Origin of the sequence: Nitrococcus mobilis Nb-231, from assembly GCF_000153205.1 — a bacterium.
GTDB lineage: Bacteria > Pseudomonadota > Gammaproteobacteria > Nitrococcales > Nitrococcaceae > Nitrococcus > Nitrococcus mobilis.
The window spans coordinates 1,045,270-1,067,292 of sequence record NZ_CH672427.1 but is presented as its reverse complement, the minus strand read 5'-3'; the positions used below and the strand labels follow the sequence as shown (position 1 = coordinate 1,067,292).

Here is a 22,023-nt window from a genome sequence, read left to right as displayed (position 1 = left end):
GCAGCGGTTCGGCGGCAAAGGAGGCTTCATGCGCATTACCATTTTTGGAACCGGCTACGTCGGCTTAGTCACTGGCACCTGTCTGGCCGAGGTCGGTAATCACGTAGTCTGTGTGGACGTGGACGAGGCCAAGATCGCTTGCTTGCAACGTGGCGAGGTGCCGTTCTTCGAGCCGGGGCTGGCCGCGTTGATTCGGCGTAACAGTGCCGAGGGGCGGCTGCGTTTTACCACCGAAGCGGCCGAAGGGGTGGCGCATGGGCGGTTGCAATTCATTGCCGTGGGCACACCCCCGGCGGAAGATGGCTCGGCCGACCTGGGCCACGTGTTGGCGGTGGCGCAGAGCATCGCCGAGCATATGGCCGATCCTAAGATTGTGGTGAATAAATCGACCGTGCCCGTTGGTTCGGCGGATCGCGTGCGCGCGTGTATAAGCGCTGAGCTCCAACGCCGCGGCGCGGACATCGATTTCGATGTGGTCTCCAATCCGGAATTCCTCAAGGAAGGGGCCGCCGTCGATGACTTCATGAAGCCCGATCGGGTGATCGTCGGCACCGGGCGTCAGGCGAGCGCTGAGCTGCTGCGCCAGCTCTATGCACCGTTTAACCGCAACCACGATCGTCTGATCATGATGGACGTGCGCTCCGCCGAGCTCACCAAATACGCCGCCAACGCGATGCTGGCGACCAAAATCAGCTTCATGAACGAGCTTGCCAACATCGCCGACCGGGTCGATGCGGATATCGAGCGAGTGCGTATCGGCATCGGTGCCGATCCCCGCATCGGCTACGATTTCATTTACCCGGGCGCCGGCTACGGTGGCTCCTGCTTTCCCAAGGACGTAAAGGCGTTGGTTCGAACGGCCTACGATATGGATTACGCACCGCAGTTGTTGCAGGCCGTGGAAGATGTCAACGAGCGTCAGCAGGGCTATCTTTATAGCCGCATCCAAGCGCATTTCGCCGGCGAGCTGGCGGGGCTTACTTTTGCCTTGTGGGGGCTGGCATTCAAGCCCAACACCGAGGATATGCGCGAGGCTCCTAGCCGCCGGCTCATCGAATCCCTTTGGGCGGCGGGTGCGAGCGTGCGCGCTTTCGACCCCAAGGCGGCGGGCGAGGCACGGCGCATCTATGGGGAGCGCTCGGATCTGGTGCTTTGCTCTAAACTCGAGGATGCGTTGGACGGGGCGGATGCCTTGGTCATCGTCACCGAATGGAATGTCTTCCGCAGCCCTGACTTCGAGAGTATGCGTACCCGGTTGAAGCGACCGGTGATCTTCGACGGCCGCAACCTCTATGAACCCCGACCAGTGGCCGCGCTGGGTTTCACCTACTATGCGGTGGGACGCCCGCTCGATTCTTCGGCGAGCGCTTAGCTGGGCAGGCCGGGTCTCGAGCCGACACTTGGCGTGGTAGACGACGGCGGGAGTGAATGGTGAATATGGAATCGGTAACCGAGTCGCAGGCCGCATGCGTTGTTCCAGTAATTCTCTCCGGCGGGGTCGGCTCGCGGCTGTGGCCGCTCTCCCGCGAGCTCTATCCCAAGCAGTTTATCGATCTCACCGCCTGTGGTCGCACGTTGTTGCAGGCGACGGTGGAACGCTTGGTGGGTGGCGAGTTTACGGCGCCGATCATCGTATGCAATCACGAGCATCGTTTTTTGCTCGCTGAACAGTTGCGTGCCAATGCGCTGGATGTCTTGGACATTCTGCTCGAGCCCGTCGGTCGCAACACGGCGCCGGCGGTCGCGGTGGCGGCGCTGCGTGCCATTCAACGCAACCCACAGGCGGTGCTCGTGGTATTACCCGCGGATCATGTCATCCGCGATACGCAAGCCTTTCGTGAAGTCCTGGCGCTTGGGGTGGCCTCGGCCGCGAACAATTACCTGGTCACTTTTGGCATCAGGCCTACGGCCGCCGAGACAGGGTTTGGCTATATACAGGCCGGTGAGCCGCTGTCGGAGAACAATAAAGCGAGGCGCGTGTGCCGCTTTGTCGAGAAGCCTGAGCAGGACACGGCGCAATCCTATCTTGCCGCGGGTAACTATTTCTGGAACAGTGGCATGTTCGTTTTTCGTGCCGCGCAATATCTGGAGGAGCTGGCGCGATTTGCCCCAGATATTTTCGAAGCTTGTGAAGCGGCGTTGGAGAGCGCCAACGAGGACCTGGATTTCCTGCGCCTCGGCGCGGAGGCGTTCGAGCGCTGCCGAGCGGATTCCATTGATTACGCCGTGATGGAGCATACGGCCGATGCTGTGGTTATTCCGTTCGCTGGGGGATGGAGCGATCTCGGCTCTTGGGGTGCGTTGTTGGCCGAAACCGAATGCGATCAGGCGGGTAACGCGGCGATCGGCGACGTGATGCTGCACGATAGTCAGAACTGTTATGTCCGTGCGGATGGCCGCTTGGTGGCGCTGGTCGGCGTGCACGACCACATCGTGGTGGAGACTTCGGATGCGGTGCTGGTGGCGGCCCGTGGGGCAGTCCAGTCGGTGAAGGGTTTGGTGGAGATCCTGCGCCGCCGGCAACGCCCGGAGCTCACTAGCCACCGGCGCGTGCATCGTCCTTGGGGCTCTTACGAAGGCATTGCCAGTTCGGAGCGTTTTCAAGTCAAGCGGATCATCGTCAATCCAGGTAAGAGCCTTTCCCTGCAAATGCACCACCATCGTGCCGAACATTGGGTGATCGTTCGTGGCACCGGGCGTGTGATTCGCGGCGAGGAGAGCTACCTTATTAGCGAGGATCAGTCGACTTATATTCCGCTCGGCACCGTCCATCGCCTGGAAAATTCCGGGGTGATTCCTTTGGAGCTGGTGGAAGTCCAAACCGGCAGCTATCTTGGTGAAGACGACATCGTGCGCTATGAGGACAAGTACGGTCGTTGTTGAAATCGTACCGCTTCTACCTGAGACGGGGATGTTCGGGATTGCTGAAGCCCAAGCGGCGGCGTTATCCTCAAAGCAACGGCAATGTGAGGTGTCAGTTCGGTTCAATGAGTCGTAAACTTTACGTCCATACACACGGCTGCCAGATGAACGAGTACGATTCCACCAAAATGGTGGATGTGCTCGGCGCCGAGCGGGGGTTTGAACGCGTATACTCTCCGCTGGATGCCGATCTCATTTTGCTCAATACCTGTTCGATCCGTGCAAAAGCCCAAGAAAAAGTCTTCTCCGAGCTAGGGCGTTGGCGGCCGTTGAAGGAGCGAAATCCGGGGTTGGTGATTGGTGTCGGCGGTTGCGTCGCCAGCCAAGAGGGGGCGACCATTATCGATCGCGCGCCGTTCGTCGATCTTGTCTTTGGCCCGCAAACGTTGCATAGGTTACCCGAGATGTATGATCGGGTGCTCAGCACGCGGGCACCCGTGGTCGACACCAGCTTCCCGGAGATCGAGAAATTCGACCGCTTGCCCGAGCCACGGGCGGTCGGACCAACGGCGTTCGTCTCGGTCATGGAGGGCTGCAGTAAGTACTGCACTTTCTGCGTTGTCCCCTATACTCGCGGTGAGGAGGTCAGCCGGCCCTTCGAGGATGTGTTGGCCGAAGTCGCGCAGCTGGCCGAACAAGGTGTGCGCGAAGTGACGTTGCTGGGCCAGAACGTCAACGGCTACTTGGGTACGATGGATGACGGCACGGTGGCCGACCTCGCGTTGCTGATCCACTTCATAGCGGCGGTGGACGGTATCGATCGCATTCGCTTCACTACCTCGCACCCGCTAAATTTTAATGCGACGCTCATCGAGGCCTACGCCGAGGTGCCGCAGTTGGTGAGCCATCTGCATTTGCCGGTGCAGAGTGGTTCGGACAAGGTTCTTCGGCTCATGAAGCGGAATCATACTCGGGACTATTACCTCGATATCATCGAGCGGCTCAAGGCCGCGCGCCCGGATCTCGTGGTCTCCTCGGATTTCATCGTCGGCTTTCCTGGCGAACTCGAGCGGGACTTCGAGGACACCCTGGCATTGGTCGAGCAGGTCGGTTTCGATCAGTCGTTTAGCTTTATCTATAGTCGACGACCGGGTACGCCAGCGGCGCAGTTGCCCGACGCCATACCGCTAGAGGCGAAAAAACAGCGGCTTTACCGACTCCAGGAAATCTTGAACCGCAACGCGCAGCATGTCAGTCAGTCCATGGTAGGCACCACTCAGACGATTCTGGTGGATGGGCTCTCCAAGAAGGTCGCTAGTGAGGTGACGGGGCGCACCGAGAACAATCGGGTTGTCAATTTCCCCGGTCCGCGCCGTTTGATCGGACGGTTCGTGCGGATTGAGATTACCCAGGCGTTGGCCCATTCACTGCGCGGGAAACTGATCAGCGTGGATGACCGACTCGAACCCGATAGCGTGCCCGCCACCAGCGCCTAAGGCTTTATCTGAGCAGGTCACTGCAACCTTGTCCCAATCACCCGAAGCCATCGTTTTCACCCTCGAGCCGCTGGATAATGATCGCTTGGCGAACCTCTGTGGCCAGTTTGACGAGCACCTGCGCCAAGTTGAACGGCGTCTCGGCGTCGAGATCAAAAATCGTGGACATCGCTTTCGGATCATCGGTGAAGATCAGTCGGCCTTGGCTGCCAGTCGCGTGCTCCAGGAGTTGTATCGCCTATCGGGCAATGAAACCATTAACGCAGAGAACGTGCACTTGTACTTACAAAGCTCGGATGTTGAGGCGCGCGCGCATCGGTCAAGCCTTCCGCGGGAGAGTGCCGAGGAGATCGTTATCTCAACCCGCAAGGGTCAGATCCGGGGGCGCGGTCCCAATCAGCGCACCTATTTACGTAACGTCGTAACTCATGATCTTAGCTTCGGTATCGGTCCGGCCGGCACCGGTAAGACCTACTTAGCGGTAGCCAGTGCTGTGGACGCCTTGGAGCAGAATCTCGTCACCCGCCTGGTTCTGGTCCGGCCGGCCGTGGAAGCCGGCGAGCGTCTGGGTTTTCTCCCCGGCGATCTAGCGCAGAAAGTCGACCCCTATCTGCGGCCGCTCTATGATGCATTGTTCGAAATGCTGGGGCTTGAACGCGTGGGCAAACTGATCGAGCGCAATGTCATCGAGGTGGCACCGCTTGCTTACATGCGCGGTCGGACGCTGAACAATGCCTTCATCATTCTCGATGAAGCGCAAAACACTACTGTCGAGCAGATGAAAATGTTTCTTACCCGCATTGGATTCGGATCGACCGCGGTGGTTACTGGCGATATCACCCAAGTGGATCTGCCACCAGGCAAGCTATCCGGGCTGCGGGATGCCATCGAGGTATTATGGAATGTGGACGGTGTGAGCTTTACTTTTTTCAATTCCGCAGACGTCGTCCGCCACCGGCTGGTGCAGCGCATTGTTCAAGCCTACGACAGTAGGGACCGACGGGATGCGGCCGGTGAGGAGAGCCTAGGGGCTGATCGCAGGAATTGATGCCAGTGGGGGAGAGCTTTTTCGATGGAACTCGGCGACGCCGCCATGCATGGGCCGAATCTCCGCTGATTACGCTAGGCTTTGATCAGGATGCTTGAGATCGATCTTCAGTTGGCTTCCTGTAACCCCGACGTTCCGGAGCTCGAGCAGTTCGAACGCTGGGTGGCCGCTGCGCTTGCGGGAGCCCGTGATGCGGCGGAAATCGCCATTCGAATAGTGGATGAGGAGGAGGGTAGAGAGCTCAACGCAATCTACCGAGGGTACGATTATGCTACCAACATCTTGGCGTTTCCGGCGGAGTTGCCTGAAGGGGTAGAGGCCGTGCTGCTCGGGGATCTCGTCATCTGCGCCCCCTTAGTGGCTCGGGAGGCTGACGAGCAAGATAAGCGCCTGGCGGCGCATTGGGCTCATTTGGTGGTCCATGGCGTGCTGCATTTGCTTGGCTATGATCATGAAGAAGAGGCCGCGGCGGCGGTGATGGAGGCACAAGAGCGGGTGATTCTTGCGAAGCTGGGCTATCCGGATCCCTATGCGGACGGTACGGCGTTGGGCTGATCCGTTAATCCTTTGACCTACTGAGCGCTTTTGGGCGGTACAGTGCAATCAATTAACGAATCAGCAGTAATCACCGAGCGAGCCGATTTCCGTGGCAACCGACCGTAATACCCATGAACGAGGATCAATCTGACAGTATCAACCATACCGACAGCAGCCATAAATCATGGCTGGAGCGCTTGGGACAGGCTTTAGCCGGTGCGCCAAAGGATCGAGAAGAACTCACGGAATTGCTCAGGCTCTCCCGTGAGCGCGGTATTCTGGATCAGAACCGACTGTCCATGATCGAGGGAGTGCTCCGCGTTTCCGAGTTGCAAGCGCGGGATATCATGGTCGCACGTTCGCAGGTTGCCATGCTGCAGCGCTCGTGTCGCATTTGGGATCTGCTTCCCACCATAACCGAAACTGGGCACTCCCGCTTCCCGGTAACCGGAGAGAGCCGTGACGATGTCATCGGAATCCTGATCGCCAAGGATCTGTTGCCGTATCTGGCCCGGGAGGGCGAGCCCGAGTTCAACCTTCGAGAGCTACTGCGACCGGCTTTGTTCATTCCGGAGAGCAAGCGCCTCGATGCGTTACTTAAGCTCTTTCAGGAGAGCCGCAATCATATGGCGATCGTAGTCGACGAGTACGGGGGGCTTGCGGGCATCGTTACCATTGAGGATGTGATCGAGCAGATCGTTGGTGATATCGACGATGAGCACGATCTCAACGACGAGAGCTACATTCTCAACCACCAAGAGGATGGTCGCACCGTAGTCAAGGCGCTGGCACCCATTGCGGAGTTCAATGAGCATTTCAATACGGATTTCAGTGACGAGGAGTTCGACACCATCGGCGGTTTGGTGGCCAATCGATTTGGCCATGTGCCACGCCGCGGGGAGTCGACCGATATCGGGCAGCTGCACTTCGAGGTGGTCAGTGCCGATAGCCGACGTATTCAGTTGCTGGCGGTCCGACCGCTCGAGGCCACGGAAAATACCCGACAAGCCCATTGAGATGCCAAGAATGCGCATGTGGGGACGCCTGCCAGCGGCCCGGGTCAGTGCGAGGCGATGGGCGATGGGCGGTGGCGTTAAAATCCAACGCTACTGTAGAGTCGCATCGGCTCAGAGCGGGCCGGCGGGAGTGTACGCAAATGGCCATGGTTGCAACCGATGCGGTGGGGCGGGTGTTTGTCCGAGGGGCTGACCGACTATTCGGTGGTTCTATAATTCAGCGCCTTTCCCCATCCTGCGCTGGCCGTGAGGTTGGCACTTGCGTGAGTGTTTACGCCAACGCGTGATCGACAAGGGGCCGCAAGAGATGAGCGCAGCAGAGGATGGAATTGGAAGCGGTTCCCGTAGCCAGCCGAGTCATGCTAGGGGCCAGGACTCGGCGGGTACGCTCAAGTCGTCGGCGGAGCCCGCCGTAACGAGCCAATCCGACGAGCACGAGCAATCGTACGATCTCATATGTTCGATGGCCGAAGCGGTGCCGCGGGTTTTGGGCTCGCGGTGGGGCCTTGGGGTTGCGTTGCTGGCCGGTGCCGCTATGCCATTGGGTTTTGCTCCGTTCAATCAGTGGTTGGTACCGGTGGTTGCCTTGGCCGTCCTCTTCGCGATCGTGACTGTGGCGCCAACTCGCCGCGCACTTGGTGCGAGCTATCTGTTCGGGATCGCTTATGTCGCTCTGAGCTGCTACTGGATCTACATCAGCGTCAGCCACTACGGTGGCGGAGTGTTCGCGGGTGTGCTGGTTACGATGTTGCTCACGCTAATTGCAGCGCTCTACCCGCTGCTGGCCTGCGCATTGGGTAAATATCTCGGGCGTGGTAACCGATGTCGCACGCTGGTTTTGGCATTGCCATTGGCGTGGGTGTTGATCGAGTGGATTCGAAGCTGGCTTTTCAGTGGAACGACCTGGCTGACCGTCGGCTACACTCAGATCGATGGCCCGCTCTCCGGTATCGCCCCCGTGTTCGGCACCTATGGTATCAGTTTGGCCGTGGTGCTCATTGCCGGCAGTTTGGCCGGAGTAGTATTACGGCCGGCGCGAACTTGGCTGATGGTTTTTGTGGTAACCCTGGGCGTCAGCCTGCTTGGCGGTTGGGGGTTGGATCGGTCCTGGACAGCGCCTCAAGGCGAGCCGATCCGCGTTGCATTGGTGCAGGGCGACTTTGCACAGGAGCAGAAATGGTTGCCGCAGCACCGACTCGCGACGCTGGAACGTTACCGGCACTTGACCGAGCGTCATTTTGGGGCGGATCTCGTAATCTGGCCGGAGACCGCCGTGCCGGCATATTACCATGAGGTTAGTGCAGCTTATCTGGATCCGCTGGCACGGGAGGCGGCGCGGTACGGTACCACCATCCTTACCGGGGTGCCGGTTGTGGATCCGGTCCGTAATATCGCTTTCAACGCCGTAGCGCGACTTGGCGTCCCGCCCGCTTTTTACTATAAGCGCCATCTCGTGCCGTTTGGCGAATATGTACCTTTCCGTGCCGTGTTCGGCAATACGCTTGATGTTCTGGGCGCGCCCATGGGCGATTTCGCTGCTGGCGAGTCTTCGACTCTGCTGCTGGTGGCTGGCCAGCGGATCGGAGTGTCCATCTGCTATGAAATTACTTTTGGCAAGGCAATTGCCGCCGCGCTGCCAGCAGCCGATCTGCTGGTCAACGTCAGCAATGACGCTTGGTTTGGCGATTCTTTGGCGCCCTATCAGCACCTAGAGATGGCGCGCATGCGCGCCCGGGAGACGCAGCGCTATCTACTGCGCGCGACCAATACCGGCCTTACCTCCATCATCGACGCGCGGGGTCGGGTACGCGAGCATGGACCCTTGTTCCAGCCAGTCGTAGTCACTGGGCAAGCGCAACCCCGGATAGGGGCCACCCCCTATGTGATCTGGACCGACTATCCGGTCGTCGCCGGCGTATTGTTCGGGCTGGCTGGGAGCGCCTTGTGGCCGCGTCGGCGGGCGGACGGTTTCAGCCGGTAAAAGCGGGGATGCCTGTCTGGGCTCGGCCGAGTATCAAGGCGTGGATGTCGTGCGTGCCTTCGTAAGTATTCACCGCCTCTAGATTCAGCATGTGACGGATGACGTGGTATTCGTCGACAATGCCGTTGCCGCCGTGGATATCGCGTGCCGTACGGGCGATCTCGAGTGCCTTGCCGCAGTTGTTGCGTTTGAGCAGCGAGACCATTTCCGGTGCCCAACGATCCGCGTCGATGAGCCGGCCCAAGCGCAACGCCGCCTGTAGCCCGAGCGTGATCTCGGTTTGCATATCGGCGAGTTTTTTTTGTATGAGCTGATTGGCCGCCAGCGGCCGTCCGAACTGAGTGCGCTCCAGGCTGTAGCGGCGTGCGGCCTGCCAGCAGAACTCCGCCGCACCCATGCTGCCCCATATGATGCCGTAGCGGGCTTTGCTCAGACAGCTGAACGGACCCTTGAGCCCTTCCACCAAGAGCGCGTTCGCCTCGGGAACGAAGACCTCGTCCATATGGATTTGCCCGGTTACGGAAGCGCGCAGCGCGAATTTGCCCTCGATCTTCGGGGTCTCGAGGCCCGTCATATCACGTTCCAGGATGAAACCGCGGATTTCGCCATCGAGCTTTGCCCAGATCACCAGGACATCAGCGATGGGCGAATGGGTGATCCAGCTTTTGGCTCCGGACACGCGGTAGCCTCCCCGGACCTTTTGGGCGTGACTCGTCATGCCGCCCGGATCCGAACCGTGGTCGGGTTCGGTAAGGCCGAAACAGCCGACCCAATCGCCGCTTGCGAGTCGGGGAAGGTATTTGGATCGTTGCTGCGGGCTGCCGAAGGTTGCGATCGGAAACATCACCAGCGAGGATTGCACGCTCAAGGCGGAACGATAGCTGGAATCGACTCGCTCCAGCTCGCGCGCGATGAGCCCATAACAGACATGATTTGCGCCGGCGCCACCGTATTGCTCCGGTAGCGTTGGGCCGAGGAGTCCGAGCGTGCCCATCTCGCGCATGATTTCACGGTCGAAACGCTCGTGCCGGTTGGCGTCTAGAATGCGGGGCATGAGACGTTGCTGCGCATAATCACGCGCCGCGTCTCGGGCCATACACTCATCCTCAGTCAGCTGCTCGTCCAGGCGCAATGGATCAGCCCATTCGAAGGGTATGGTCATGTCAGTTTCCTCCCGTGCGAGTCGCGGCCGTGGTTAAAGCAAAGCTAGCGGCCGGGGGGCGAAAATGCACTAGCGCAGGCTATCCGTAGCAGCGGTGTCAGCACCGAGGCGTGACACTCACGCCCGCTCTGGTCAACGGTCTTTGTCAGCCTCAGTCCGCGAATGTGCCTGCATCATTCGATAGACGGCAAGAGAGTCCCAAGAGTCAACCTTTAACGACAAATGCCTCGCAGGCGGAAATCGAGGCCATTGCCACAGCTGCGGGGTGCTCGATCCGGCATTCGATGGGTGCGCGCCAGTAAAAATAGGGTACTCAAAGAGTCCACTATCCGCTATAATTCGAACCGTCATGATCCGAATTAACCGTGAAACCGACTACGGGATCAGCATTCTTACGCTTATGGCGCGGCGCCGGCGGGAGCGTTTCAACGCCGCCGAGTTGGCCCAGTGGCGGAGGCTGCCGCAACCGATCGTTAGCAAAATACTCAAGCACTTGGCGCGCAATGGGATCCTTATTTCTTATCGCGGGGTCCAGGGGGGCTATGCTTTGGCGCGTTCGCCCGAGGAGATCTCTTTGGCGGACATTATCGTCGCGCTGGAGGGTCCGATCTCGCTGACCGAGTGTGTCATCGGGGGCGCGGATGCCTGTCAGTATGGCGCCAACTGTGCCGTAAGTGCCCGCTGGCGCCACATTAATCAAAAGATTCGCATGGCGCTGGAAGCCATCAGCCTGGCGGAGATGGATGTCTCGGAGCCAACAGGCACACCGACCGGCGGTCAGGCGATCACGGTACACCACTCTTGCGTTTAGCGGAGTCCATTATGTCGGCAACCACCAAGACGTTGGAAGAACTGACTAATCGAAAGTACGAGGCGGGTTTTATCACCGATATCGAGCAGGACACTGTTCCGCCCGGTCTCGATGAAGACATCATCCGCTTTATTTCCGAGAAGAAGGCCGAGCCGGAATGGATGCTCGAATGGCGGCTCAAGGCTTATCGGAACTGGCTACAAATGCCCGTGCCGGAATGGGCCAACGTATATTATCCGCCGATCGATTTTCAGGCGATCTCGTATTATTCCGCGCCGAAGCGCAAGGAAGACATGCCGCAGAGCCTCGATGAGATCGATCCCAAATTGAAAGAGACCTATGATCGGCTCGGCATACCGCTGCACGAGCAGGAGATGTTGGCCGGAGTGGCTGTTGATGCCGTGTTCGACTCAGTATCCGTGGCGACGAGCTATAAGGCGAAGCTCAAGGAGAAGGGCATCATCTTCTGCTCGATGTCGGAGGCGATACGAGAGCACCCGGAGCTGGTACGGAAGTACTTGGGCAGCGTGGTGCCCTACACCGACAATTATTACGCGGGATTGAACTCGGCGGTGTTTACGGACGGCTCGTTCGTCTTTATCCCGAAAGGCGTGCGTTGTCCGATGGAGCTGTCGACGTACTTCCGGATCAATGCGGCGAACACGGGCCAGTTCGAGCGCACGCTGATTATCGCCGAGGAAGGTTCGCATGTGAGCTATCTCGAGGGCTGCACCGCCCCCGTGCGCGACGAAAATCAGCTGCATGCCGCCGTGGTGGAGCTGATTGCGTTGGACGATGCGCAAATCAAGTATTCGACGGTGCAAAATTGGTATCCGGGTGACGAGGAAGGCCGCGGGGGCGTGTACAATTTCGTCACCAAGCGGGGTTTATGCGCCGGGAACAACTCCAAGATCTCTTGGACTCAAGTCGAAACCGGTTCGGCGATCACCTGGAAGTATCCGAGCTGCGTGCTCCGCGGTGACAACTCGGTCGGTGAGTTTTACTCGGTGGCGGTGACCCGGGGTCGGCAGCAGGCGGACACGGGTACCAAGATGATCCACATGGGTAAGAACACCCGCAGCACCATCGTCAGCAAAGGCATCTCGGCCGGTTATGGCCAGCAGAGCTATCGCGGCCTGGTACGGGTCACGCCCAAGGCGGAGAACGCACGCAACTATTCACAGTGCGACTCCATGCTGATGAGCTCTACCTGCGGGGCGCATACTTTCCCCTACATCGATATTCAGAACTCGACCGCTCAGCTCGAGCACGAAGCCACGACCTCGAAGATCGGCGAGGAGCAGATTTTGTATTGTAATCAGCGCGGGATCGCCACCGAGGATGCGGTTTCGTTGATCGTCAACGGGTTCTGTAAGGAAGTCTTCCGCACGTTGCCGATGGAGTTCGCGGTCGAAGCGCAAAAACTGATGGAGATCACCCTGGAGGGCAGCGTGGGTTGACGCTGTCGGCGCGGGTGGAAAAGACCGTGGATTACGGAGCGCACAACGTGTCGCGCGGTTTGGTTGGGTGCGCGAGGCCGCTGATCGCAGCGTGGCGGCGGTATCGATCAAAGCTGAAATCGAGATAAGACGACGTCGACGGAGGGCCATTCATGGCACTGCTTGAGATCCGAAATCTGCATGCCAAGATCCAAGGCGTGGAGATTCTTAAGGGGATAAACCTCAAGATCGAGCGCGGGGAGACGCACGCGATCATGGGGCCGAACGGCTCCGGCAAGAGTACGTTAGCGAAAGTTCTGGCCGGCGACCCGAGCTACGAGGTAACCGACGGCGAAGTATTTTTCCAAGATCGTAATCTATTGGAGCTGTCGCCCGAGGATCGGGCTCGGGAAGGCGTTTTTTTGGGCTTTCAGTACCCGGTCGAGATTCCTGGGGTATCTAATACGTACTTTCTCAAGGCCGCTCTGAACGCGATTCGCAAGTACCGAGGCGAGCAGGAGCTGGATGCCATGGAATTCCTCCAGCTCATCAAAGAGCGCGCCAAGTCCGTGAATCTGGATGAGTCGCTGTTGCGACGCCCCGTCAACGAAGGCTTTTCAGGGGGAGAGAAGAAGCGCAACGAGATCTTTCAGCTCGCCGTGTTGGAGCCGTATCTAGCGATCCTTGATGAGACAGATTCCGGGCTGGACATCGATGCTTTGCGTACCGTGGCGGAGGGCGTGAATTCCCTGCGCAACGAAGAGCGCGGCTTCCTGGTCATTACGCATTACCAGCGCCTGCTCAACTACATCGTCCCGGATGAGGTGCACGTGCTGCTCCGTGGACGAATCGTCAAGACCGGTGGTAAGGAACTTGCCGAGGAGTTAGAGGAGAGCGGTTACGCACTGTTTGAGGAGGCCGCCGCTTAACTGGCGACGGAGGTCCGGATGGAAGCGATTGCTGAACAGAAAAGTGTTTACTTACAGGATTACGAGGCGCATTCGGCTCATCAAGACGCACCCGAGTGGTTGGCGCGGCTGCGCCAGCACGGCATCGAGTGCTTCGAAGCGCAAGGATTCCCCGGGCGGAAGGTGGAGGCGTGGCGCAAGACCGATCTTACGCCGGTACTGCGCGAGCATTTCGTGCCCGCCAGCGGACCGGGCCAGATGGGGCCGGAGTTGCTCGAAAAAGTGGGCGTGCTGGGCCAAGTACATCGCTTGGTATTCGTCGATGGTTGGTTCGATCCGGGCTTATCCGACGTGGACAAGTTGCCGAACGGGTTGACACTGGCGCCGTTGTCCGAGTACGGCGAGCGTTTGCCAGCGGTTATCCAGGAAGCACTTGGTGGTTTTGTTGATACCGAAACACATCCGTTCACGGCGCTCAATACGGCTTTCTTTCGCGACGGTGCCATAATGCATGTGGCTCGTGGGGCAACGGTGGAGCAACCGGTCGTGGTGGTCCATTTGTTGACCCCCGAGGCCGATCGCCGCGCAGTTTATCCGCGCACCGTGCTCGTAGCCGAAGAGGCCTCTCAGGTTACCCTGATAGAACAGTTTGTCGGCGCCGACGAGCCTTTTGCGCTGAACTGTCCGGTTACGGAGATCGTGGCCCGACAAGGAGCCAACGTCGATTACTACAAGGTACAGGAGGAGGGCGCGGGCAGCGCTCACCTCGGAGCGGTTCATGCCGAGACATTTCGGGATGCAACCGTCCACATTCACTCGCTCGCCTGTGGTGCCAAGCTCGCGCGCACTGACATCTACGCCAATCTGATCGGCCCGGGTGCCGATGTCACGCTCAATGGTCTGTACCTGACCACGGGCCGGCAGTATTGCGACCACCACACCTGGGTCAATCACAAGGCGGAGCACGGTACCAGCCGGCAGGTATTCAAGGGTGTCTTGCAGGGGCGCTCGGAGACCGTCTTCGATGGACTGGTGAAGGTGTTCGAACGCGCGCAGAAGATTGATGCGCAACAGCAGAATCGCAATTTGCTGCTGGGAAAGCTGGCGCTCGCGCACTCCAATCCACGGCTCGAGATCCATGCCGACGACGTCAAGTGTTCGCATGGTTCCACCGTGGGCAAGCTCGACGATGAAGCGTTGTTTTATCTCAATACCCGCGGCATCGGGCTTGATGAGGCTCAAGGTCTGCTGACGTTTGCATTCGCTGCCGAGATGCTCAAGCCAATTCGTCTGGATCGGCTTTATCAATACGAACGCCAGTTGCTGTTGCAACGGCTACCAGGCGCCGAGCTGACGGGGGAAGTGTTATGAGCACGGTCAATCCAGTGCAGGAGCATGCCGCAGTCGCACCTCTTGCGGTGGAGCGCATACGAGCGGACTTTCCGATCCTCGCTCAGCCGATGAACGGCAAGCGGTTGGTATTTCTGGATAGCGCAGCCAGCGCACAGAAGCCTGTAGCCGTGATCCGGGCGATCGAGGAGTGCTACCAGAACTATTATGCAAATATTCACCGTGGCGTCTACCAACTCTCACAGCGATCCACGCAGGCGTATGAGGCAGTGCGTGGCAAGGTTCGAGCGCTGCTCAACGGCGCTGACGACCGGGAAGTGGTTTTCGTTCGCGGTGCCACCGAGGCTATTAATCTGGTGGCGCATAGTTATGTGCGGCCCCGGTTGGGTCCCGGCGATGAAATTCTGATTACGGGTATGGAGCATCATTCCAATATCGTCCCCTGGCAGTTGTTGTGTGAGCAAGCGGGCGCCACGCTCGTGGTTTCGCCGATAACGGATACGGGTGAGGTGGATTTAGAGGATTTTCGCAGCCGACTCACGGCGCGAACGAAGTTCGTCAGCGTGGTACACGTTTCCAATGCCTTGGGTACCGTCAACCCAGTGCAGGAGATGATCGCCGCGGCACATGAGCGTGGTGCGGCAGTGCTGGTCGACGGCGCCCAGTCAGTTCCTCATCTGTCAGTGGATGTGGCCGAGTTAGGCTGTGATTTTTACTGTTTCTCGGGCCACAAGATTTATGGGCCCTCCGGGGTGGGCGTTTTATGGGGACGGTTGGATCTACTGCGTGAAATGCCGCCGTATCAGGGCGGTGGCGAGATGATCCGCTACGTCACCTTCGAGCGCAGCGAATTTGCTGAGCCGCCGCAACGCTTCGAGGCCGGTACTCCGAATATCGCCGGTGTCGTCGGTTTAGGTGCGGCGATCGATTATGTTCATGCCATCGGTACGGAGCGGGTCGCCGCTCATGAGCATGCCCTGCTCGATTATGCCACGGCGCGGCTTGGTGAAGTAGAAGGCGTGCGCATTATTGGCACCGCGGCCGCCAAGGCGGGGGTTATCTCCTTTGTGCTGGGACGCGTGCACCCGCATGACATCGGGACGGTGTTGGATCTGGAAGGGGTGGCGATTCGGGCGGGCCATCATTGTGCGCAACCCGTGATGCAGCGCTACGGCATAGCGGCTACAGCCCGAGCCTCGTTCGGAGTGTACAACACTTACGATGACGTGGATGCGCTCGTGCGCGCACTGGGCAAGGTTAGGGAGTTGTTTATCTGAATGTCTGATCTACGCGACCTATATCAAGAGGTCATTCTCGACCACAATAAGCACCCGCGGAATTTCCGAAGTGTGGAGCCGCATTCACACCAGGCGGATGGCTACAACCCGCTGTGCGGCGATCGTGTGACGATCCAGCTTAGTGTTGAAGACGGGATGATCGCCAGTATCGGCTTCCAAGGCGATGGCTGCGCGATCTCGACGGCGTCGGCTTCCATCATGACCGAGGTGCTCGAAGGCAAGACTGTCGACGAGGCGCAAGCTCTCTTCGATCAATTTCATGATTTGGTGACTCGCGACGAGGCCTGCCCTGAAGCAGCCCTCGGCAAAATCGCAGTGTTGGCGGGCGTGCGAGATTACCCCATGCGGGTCAAATGTGCCACTCTCGCGTGGCATACGCTGCATGCGGCATTGACAGAGAAGGACGAGGTAACCACCGAGTGAGGTGAATCGAATGAGCGAGGCCGCTACCGCAAAAGTGGGTGGTGAGAGGCTACGCGAAGCGGTGGTGGAGGCACTGCAGTGTGTCTACGACCCGGAGATACCGATCAACATCTACGCGCTGGGGTTGATCTACGAATTGGATGTCAATGACGAGGGCTTCGTGGATGTTGTGATGACGCTGACGAGCCCTTCCTGTCCTGTTGCAGGCCAAATGCCGGGTATGGTCAAATCCGCCGTCGAGCAGGTTGCTGGTGTGCGGGCGGCTGAGGTCGAGTTGACTTGGGATCCGCCGTGGAGTTCCGATCGTGTATCCGAAGCAGGCAAGCTCCAGCTGGGACTCATCTGAGGGAGTTGCCGTAAGCTTACCTATGATGTCGCTGTTATTCGATAGATTGTTTCCCTGATATCATGGTCTTATAGTTAATTCGGATCAAAGGGAAACTATCTCCTTCTTCCCCCCTCTCACGGGTAGTCGGAAGGCGCCTGCGGGCAACATCTACCAGGGTAGATCGATGAGCCCGTTTATCGCTTCAGCCGTCAGCGCGAAGATCAACTGCCTCCATGCCTGTTCGCGACCGCTGTCACATATACCCCGCTTCCAACTCGGGCAGCATTAAGCTAATAGTCCAGTTAAAATAAAAATAATGCGTGACGTGTTTAATTTTTAATCCAAAATACTTTCATGGAATTATATTGAGAGTCGTCTGCTGGCCTCATCGGATGAGTTCCACTGGCAGCGTGGCTTGGAGGAAAGGCGGCAACCTGGGCAGCGGGCGCAAGGAGGGCACAGGTGCAGGATGCAAATAATATAGAGATGACTTCCATTCGTCAGACTGTCACTGAGCTTGAACGCACATGGCATGCAATCAGATACGGTTCCGAGTATGGCAACCTGATACGGATGGTGCAGCTGATCGAGGTTTTCACTAAACGTCTCCAAGCAGCTGGGCTCGAGCATGCCGCCAAACTCGTCCAGAACCTGAGCCACAAGTTGGCTCCCGCAGCGGCGGGACAGGAGCATCTGGGCCCAGAGTTTCTCATGCATATTGCTAAGGATCTGGAAGCTCTGCGCAGTAGCATCGAAGAACCCGCTGACGGGGTTATCCTTCTGAGCGATCAAGATGCGCGCCACCAGATACTGGTGCTGGAGCAAAGTTACGATATTGTCAATCAGCTCAGTCGCGAGATGGGTCTGTTCGGCTACCGGCTTCGCTCCGTTGTCGATGGTGATGGTTTGATTGCGGCCTTACTCGATTATCCAGCCAATGCAATCATCATGGATCTGGACGCACCGGGCAGTGCTGAAGCGCTCACACGGTTATTGGTTCAAGTGCGGGACTCGGCCGGGCGCCTGCTGCCGGTACTTGGCGTCAGCCATAATGACGATTTTCAAACCCGGCTCAATGCAGTACGCGCCGGGGTGGCATCTTATCTCATCCCCCCTGTTGATCCTCATGACTTGGTAATGGAGCTCGATTTGCTGACTCATCGGCGCGAGCCGGATCGCCTGCACGTACTTCTGGTGGAGCCGAGCGTAGCGCGGGCGAACAATTATTGTGGGATACTCGAAGACGGGGGGTTGGAGGTGACTGCGGTGAGCCAGCCGGAGAAGGCGCTGACCGCTTTGCAGGAGTTTTCCCCGGATGTCATCCTCATGGCCATGTATCTGGATGAGTGCACGGGTGCTGAGCTGGCCCGGATCATTCGTCAATTCCCGATCCATACCAGCATCCCGATCGTGTTTCTCGGGCCACGAACGGCTATGGATCAACAGCTCGACGCCATCGGCGTGGGAGGCGATGATTTCCTCTCAGGGCCGACCCACGCCAGTTATCTGGTTCGCTTCGTGAGAATCCGTGCCGAACGTGGGCGTAAGTTGCGCTCGCTGATGCTCACTGACAACCTGACCGGATTACTCAATCATACCTGCACCAAAGAACAGCTCGGTAAGGAACTTGCCCGTGCTATTCGCCGCCAGACACCGCTGGCCTTTGCCATGGTGGACCTTGATGATTTTAAGGCTGTTAACGACACCTATGGCCATCCGGCCGGAGATCGTGTGATCAAGACGCTGGCGCGCTTGTTTAAGCAGCGGCTGCGGCGCTCGGATTACGTAGGACGTTATGGCGGAGAGGAGTTTGCGGTAATCATGCCCGAGTCGACCGCGGAGGATGGGAAACGTACGCTGGATGAAATTCGGATTGCCTTCGGCCGGATCAGCCAGATTGCTCTGAATGGTACTTTCCAAGCGAGCTTCAGCGCGGGAGTGGCCGCGTTTCCCGAGATCGACGACTCGACCGATCTCATGTATTGGGCCGACCAGGCGCTCTATAAAGCTAAGCAGACCGGTCGCAATCGGATCGTAATATATGAGGTGGGCGCCTCGAAGAGGAAATCGTGAATCGATTATCAGTATCTCTTCCCGTTGACCGTCAGTCCTGCGATATCACAGGATCTCATCGTCGTGAGCGATATGGGGCCCTCCCGTCTGCTCTGGAGCCAGACTCCGCTTCGAGTCAGTTGCACGGATCAGTTCCTGTGGCTCGAAATCATCTACCCGGATTACGTTCCGGCGCGCTTGCTCGGCCTGACGCAGTATTTCTGCCTCCTCGGAGCTGATCACTCCCGCCTTGCTCGCTGCTTCGATCAAATTCGAGCGCCAATGCAGCCTCAGGCTGCCCAAGCGTCGTGCCTCGTCGACTTTACGCTCGATGGGTTCGGCCGCAATAACCTTTGCCCAGGCATCCTCCAGCTGTCCGGTTGCATCCCCCGGATCCGCACTGCGGTAGACGCCGGCCACGAGTCGCTCAAGACCCTCACCAGGTTGCATCAGCAGGCGGGCGATGTGGCTGCCGATTGCGTCTGCAGGGGGGCGATACCAACGGCCGCCGGGAAAGATCAGCAGCCGCAGTAGGGTCGCTGCGGTGCGCGTCGGTAGATTCTTTAATATCTCATCCAGTCGGCTCTGCATGACGTGTAAGGCATCTTCCACCCCCCATTGCACCAGCGGCAGATCGCTTCGTGGGCAGCCTTGATCCTCATAACGTTTCAGGGTTGCCGAAGCCAGGTAGAGGTAGCTCAGCAGGTCGCCGAGACGAGCTGAGATGCGTTCCCGGCGTTTGAGCGAGCGGCCCAGAACAAGCATGCAAACATCGGCCGTAAGGGCGAAAGCCGCCGCCATGCGGCTGAGCTGTCTATAGTAGTGGCGCGTTGGTATGGCTCCGGCTCCCGGGGTAAGCCAACCACGACTGATGCCCAATAAAAAGGCCCGTGCGGCATTGCTTGCGAGCCAGCCAACGTGTTTGACCAGCAACCGGTCGAATGCGGCATGGCCGGCTTCGGGATCGAGATTGCGGGTTGCGAGTAGCTCAGCGAGCAGATAGGGATGAGCGCGCAGCGCACCCTGACCGAAAATCATCATGCTCCGGGTCAAGATGTTACTGCCCTCTACGGTGATGCTGATGGGCGCCGTTTGGTAAGCACGGCCGAGATAGTTGTTCGGTCCTAGACAAATACCCTTGCCGCCTTGAATATCCATCGCATCATTGATGCAAGCGCGCATCCGTTCGGTCAGGTGGTATTTGACTACGGCGGACAAAACGGCCGGCTCTTCCCCTCGATCGATGGCGCTGACGGTCAGTTTGCGCGCCGCATCCATCACGTAAGTGTTGCTGCCGATCCTAGCGAGCGCTTCCTGAACCCCTTCGAACTCCCCGATTGGGCGCTGAAATTGGCGGCGGATACGGGTATATCCGCCGCTCGTAAGAGCCGCTTTTTTCGCCAATGCGGTTGCGCCGGATGGCAGCGAAATGGAGCGACCGACGGCCAAGCAGTCCATAAGCATGACCCAGCCTTGGCCAATGTGCTCGGGCCCGCCAATGATCCAAGCCAGCGGGATGAAGACGTTATGGCCCCGATTGGGACCATTCATGAATGCCGCGTTGAGTGGGAAATGCCGTCGACCGATTTCCACACCGGGCGTGTACGTGGGAATAAGGGCCAAGGTAATGCCGAGTTCTTCTTGTTCCCCCAAGAGATGATCCGGATCATAGGCTTTGAAGGCGAGGCCGAGCAGCGTAGCGATCGGGCCAAGCGTGATGTAGCGTTTTTCCCAGTTCAGGCGCAGACCGATGATCTGCTCACCGTTCCAATTCCCCTTGCAAACGATTCCCTTATCCGGGATGGAGCTGGCATCGGAGCCCGCTTCCGGTCCGGTCAGGGCAAAGCAGGGGATCTCCTCGCCCCGTGCCAGCCGCGGGAGATAATGGTCACGCTGTTGCTCGGTTCCGTAACGTATCAGCAGTTCGGCTGGACCCAAGGAATTGGGAACCATGACCGTAGAGCCCAGATCATTGCAGTGGCTGGCGAGTTTCATGGTGATTTCGGAGTGTGCCAGCGCTGAGAAGCCCTTGCCGCCATACTCCTTCGGAATGATCAGCCCGAAGAAGCCTTGCTCCCTGAGAAATAGCCAGGCTTGCGGAGGCAAGTCCAAACGGTTATGAGTAACGTCCCAGTCGTCTACCATGCGGCAGAGCGTTTCCACCGGACCATCGAGAAAGGCCCGTTCTTCTTCGGATAGCTTGGATAGCGGATAGGCCAGCAATTTTCTCCAGTCGGGTCGGCCGGTAAACAACTCTGCGTCCCACCAGACGGTGCCGGCTTCCAAGGCTGCGGTTTCGGTATCCGATAGGCTCGGCAGCGTGTTTTGGAATCGGATGAACAGACGTTTGGTGAGCATCAGACGACGCAATACAGGGGCATTGAGAGGGATGGCGATTCCCAAGAAGATTACCCAAAGCGTTACATCCCAGGGCCAAGGATGATTCCCCACTATGCTGATCAAGACCAAATAAGCGGCTACTGCCGCCGTGTTGAGCCATAGAGGGGCACGATTGAACGCGAGGATACCGATCAAACCTACGAACAAGGCCAGCCATAAAAGAGTCAGCATCAGGTCGCTCCTTAAATCTTGCGGTATGTTGCGCCCATACCCTCTAGCAAGCTGGGCTCGCTCGAATCCATACTATAGCGTATGGAAAATGGAAATTCGTCGATTCTGGACAAGCCGTTGGAACTGGGTCGAGAGCTGAGTTCTGGTAATATGGCTGGACTCCCTGTAGCAGCCGACGTCACGAAGATTATGCTCGAAAGATTAGTCGGTTGGCGTCGACCCCTGAATCTGGTTGGCGCCGCGACCTGCGCGGCTTTACTGGTGTTTGCCTACTACCTGCAGTTTGCACACAGTATGGAACCGTGTCCGCTGTGTGTATTCCAGCGCATTGGGTTCCTTGTATTGGGCGGCGGATTCCTTAGTGCCGGGGTGCATGCACCGCACCGGGGTGGCGCCCGCGTTTATGCTGTGGTGCTGCTCGCCATCGCGGCCGTAGGAAGTGGGCTGGCCGCACGCCATATTTGGATCCAATCGTTGCCCCTGGATCAGGTTCCAGCGTGTGGGCCGGGCCTGGACTACCTGTTCGAGACGCTCCCACTCGCGGATGCAGTGCGTATGGTGCTGCAGGGCTCCGGTGAATGCGCGCAGGTGGATCGACTGCTGGGGGTTTCCCTTCCGGCCTGGAGTCTGGCGGGTTTCGTCGCCCTCGGCGTGGCGAGCGTGCTGGTGAATTGGGGGCGTGCGCGCTCGCATCCGCCCGGTTCCCGCCGTTGACGCGGGCGTTGCATCCGAGCTATCCAA

General features: G+C 58.6%; 18 protein-coding genes. 16 read left to right on the top strand and 2 right to left on the bottom strand.

Annotation, left to right across the window (positions count from 1 at the left end; translation table 11 throughout):
• Positions 1-28: 28 nt before the first annotated feature.
• The 7 genes from NB231_RS04835 (at position 29) to lnt (ending at position 8,940) form a co-directional block, all read left to right on the top strand.
• On the top strand, positions 29-1,372 hold the full coding sequence (locus tag NB231_RS04835) for a UDP-glucose dehydrogenase family protein (protein WP_005000240.1): 1,344 nt from the start codon (positions 29-31) through the stop codon (positions 1,370-1,372).
• Positions 1,373-1,428: 56 nt separating this feature from the next.
• Positions 1,429-2,883 carry a mannose-1-phosphate guanylyltransferase/mannose-6-phosphate isomerase gene (locus tag NB231_RS04830; protein ID WP_005000239.1) on the top strand — a complete coding sequence of 485 codons (1,455 nt, stop codon included), beginning with the start codon at positions 1,429-1,431 and terminating at the stop codon, positions 2,881-2,883.
• Positions 2,884-2,987: 104 nt separating this feature from the next.
• Positions 2,988-4,358, top strand: a complete 1,371-nt coding sequence (miaB, locus tag NB231_RS04825; protein WP_040661830.1) for a tRNA (N6-isopentenyl adenosine(37)-C2)-methylthiotransferase MiaB — start codon at positions 2,988-2,990, stop codon at positions 4,356-4,358.
• A 28-nt stretch (positions 4,359-4,386) separates the two neighbouring features.
• Positions 4,387-5,406, top strand: coding sequence for a PhoH family protein (locus tag NB231_RS04820; protein ID WP_005000236.1), 1,020 nt, complete (start codon positions 4,387-4,389; stop codon positions 5,404-5,406).
• 90 nt (positions 5,407-5,496) lie between these two features.
• Complete coding sequence (gene ybeY / locus NB231_RS04815) at positions 5,497-5,961, top strand: rRNA maturation RNase YbeY (protein ID WP_005000234.1); 465 nt, start codon at positions 5,497-5,499, stop codon at positions 5,959-5,961.
• Between the two features lie 113 nt (positions 5,962-6,074).
• The gene (locus tag NB231_RS04810) at positions 6,075-6,959 is read left to right on the top strand and encodes an HlyC/CorC family transporter (RefSeq protein WP_005000233.1); all 885 of its coding nucleotides are present in this window, start codon (positions 6,075-6,077) and stop codon (positions 6,957-6,959) included.
• Positions 6,960-7,422: 463 nt separating this feature from the next.
• Positions 7,423-8,940 carry an apolipoprotein N-acyltransferase gene (lnt, locus tag NB231_RS04805; RefSeq protein ID WP_005000232.1) on the top strand — a complete coding sequence of 506 codons (1,518 nt, stop codon included), beginning with the start codon at positions 7,423-7,425 and terminating at the stop codon, positions 8,938-8,940.
• On the opposite strand, the gene NB231_RS04800 is transcribed toward lnt, so the two are convergent.
• Complete coding sequence (locus tag NB231_RS04800; RefSeq protein WP_005000231.1) at positions 8,930-10,102, bottom strand: acyl-CoA dehydrogenase; 1,173 nt, start codon at positions 10,100-10,102, stop codon at positions 8,930-8,932. The genes lnt and NB231_RS04800 overlap by 11 nt on opposite strands.
• 349 nt (positions 10,103-10,451) lie before the next feature.
• On the opposite strand from NB231_RS04800, the gene NB231_RS04795 reads away from it, so the two are divergent.
• From NB231_RS04795 to NB231_RS04760, 8 genes are all read left to right on the top strand, one after another.
• Positions 10,452-10,913, top strand: a complete 462-nt coding sequence (locus NB231_RS04795) for an SUF system Fe-S cluster assembly regulator (protein WP_005000230.1) — start codon at positions 10,452-10,454, stop codon at positions 10,911-10,913.
• 11 nt (positions 10,914-10,924) lie between these two features.
• Positions 10,925-12,373, top strand: coding sequence for a Fe-S cluster assembly protein SufB (gene sufB / locus NB231_RS04790; RefSeq protein WP_005000226.1), 1,449 nt, complete (start codon positions 10,925-10,927; stop codon positions 12,371-12,373).
• 152 nt (positions 12,374-12,525) lie between these two features.
• On the top strand, positions 12,526-13,281 hold the full coding sequence (sufC, locus tag NB231_RS04785; RefSeq protein ID WP_005000220.1) for a Fe-S cluster assembly ATPase SufC: 756 nt from the start codon (positions 12,526-12,528) through the stop codon (positions 13,279-13,281).
• A gap of 18 nt (positions 13,282-13,299) precedes the next feature.
• Positions 13,300-14,631, top strand: a complete 1,332-nt coding sequence (gene sufD, locus NB231_RS04780; RefSeq protein WP_005000213.1) for a Fe-S cluster assembly protein SufD — start codon at positions 13,300-13,302, stop codon at positions 14,629-14,631.
• On the top strand, positions 14,628-15,887 hold the full coding sequence (locus NB231_RS04775; protein ID WP_005000208.1) for a cysteine desulfurase: 1,260 nt from the start codon (positions 14,628-14,630) through the stop codon (positions 15,885-15,887). The genes sufD and NB231_RS04775 overlap by 4 nt, the downstream gene beginning before the upstream one ends.
• Positions 15,888-16,331, top strand: coding sequence for a Fe-S cluster assembly sulfur transfer protein SufU (gene sufU / locus NB231_RS04770; RefSeq protein WP_005000207.1), 444 nt, complete (start codon positions 15,888-15,890; stop codon positions 16,329-16,331).
• 10 nt (positions 16,332-16,341) lie between these two features.
• Positions 16,342-16,677: an SUF system Fe-S cluster assembly protein gene (locus tag NB231_RS04765; RefSeq protein WP_005000206.1), complete on the top strand. Its 336-nt coding sequence runs from the start codon at positions 16,342-16,344 to the stop codon at positions 16,675-16,677.
• A 444-nt stretch (positions 16,678-17,121) separates the two neighbouring features.
• Positions 17,122-18,732, top strand: coding sequence for a GGDEF domain-containing protein (locus tag NB231_RS04760; RefSeq protein ID WP_156776899.1), 1,611 nt, complete (start codon positions 17,122-17,124; stop codon positions 18,730-18,732).
• Between the two features lie 45 nt (positions 18,733-18,777).
• Here the strand turns inward: NB231_RS04760 and NB231_RS04755 are convergent, their stop codons facing one another.
• Positions 18,778-21,282: an acyl-CoA dehydrogenase gene (locus NB231_RS04755; protein ID WP_005000204.1), complete on the bottom strand. Its 2,505-nt coding sequence runs from the start codon at positions 21,280-21,282 to the stop codon at positions 18,778-18,780.
• Positions 21,283-21,471: 189 nt separating this feature from the next.
• Between NB231_RS04755 and NB231_RS04750 the strand changes: the two genes are divergently transcribed.
• A complete protein-coding gene (locus NB231_RS04750) occupies positions 21,472-21,996 on the top strand; it encodes a disulfide bond formation protein B (RefSeq protein WP_156776898.1) in 525 nt (174 codons plus the stop codon).
• Positions 21,997-22,023 lie beyond the last annotated feature (27 nt).

What these genes read in the sequence shown, in the direction of transcription:
- NB231_RS04835 (WP_005000240.1), top strand. Translation starts at nt 29, where the DNA reads ATGCGCATTACCATTTTTGGAACCGGCTACGTCGGCTTAGTCACTGGC.
- NB231_RS04830 (WP_005000239.1), top strand. Translation starts at nt 1,429, where the DNA reads ATGGTGAATATGGAATCGGTAACCGAGTCGCAGGCCGCATGCGTTGTT.
- miaB (WP_040661830.1), top strand. Translation starts at nt 2,988, where the DNA reads ATGAGTCGTAAACTTTACGTCCATACACACGGCTGCCAGATGAACGAG.
- ybeY (WP_005000234.1), top strand. Translation starts at nt 5,497, where the DNA reads ATGCTTGAGATCGATCTTCAGTTGGCTTCCTGTAACCCCGACGTTCCG.
- NB231_RS04810 (WP_005000233.1), top strand. Translation starts at nt 6,075, where the DNA reads ATGAACGAGGATCAATCTGACAGTATCAACCATACCGACAGCAGCCAT.
- lnt (WP_005000232.1), top strand. Translation starts at nt 7,423, where the DNA reads ATGGCCGAAGCGGTGCCGCGGGTTTTGGGCTCGCGGTGGGGCCTTGGG.
- NB231_RS04800 (WP_005000231.1), bottom strand. Translation starts at nt 10,102, where the DNA reads ATGACCATACCCTTCGAATGGGCTGATCCATTGCGCCTGGACGAGCAG.
- NB231_RS04795 (WP_005000230.1), top strand. Translation starts at nt 10,452, where the DNA reads ATGATCCGAATTAACCGTGAAACCGACTACGGGATCAGCATTCTTACG.
- sufB (WP_005000226.1), top strand. Translation starts at nt 10,925, where the DNA reads ATGTCGGCAACCACCAAGACGTTGGAAGAACTGACTAATCGAAAGTAC.
- sufC (WP_005000220.1), top strand. Translation starts at nt 12,526, where the DNA reads ATGGCACTGCTTGAGATCCGAAATCTGCATGCCAAGATCCAAGGCGTG.
- sufD (WP_005000213.1), top strand. Translation starts at nt 13,300, where the DNA reads ATGGAAGCGATTGCTGAACAGAAAAGTGTTTACTTACAGGATTACGAG.
- NB231_RS04775 (WP_005000208.1), top strand. Translation starts at nt 14,628, where the DNA reads ATGAGCACGGTCAATCCAGTGCAGGAGCATGCCGCAGTCGCACCTCTT.
- sufU (WP_005000207.1), top strand. Translation starts at nt 15,888, where the DNA reads ATGTCTGATCTACGCGACCTATATCAAGAGGTCATTCTCGACCACAAT.
- NB231_RS04765 (WP_005000206.1), top strand. Translation starts at nt 16,342, where the DNA reads ATGAGCGAGGCCGCTACCGCAAAAGTGGGTGGTGAGAGGCTACGCGAA.
- NB231_RS04755 (WP_005000204.1), bottom strand. Translation starts at nt 21,282, where the DNA reads ATGCTGACTCTTTTATGGCTGGCCTTGTTCGTAGGTTTGATCGGTATC.
- NB231_RS04750 (WP_156776898.1), top strand. Translation starts at nt 21,472, where the DNA reads ATGCTCGAAAGATTAGTCGGTTGGCGTCGACCCCTGAATCTGGTTGGC.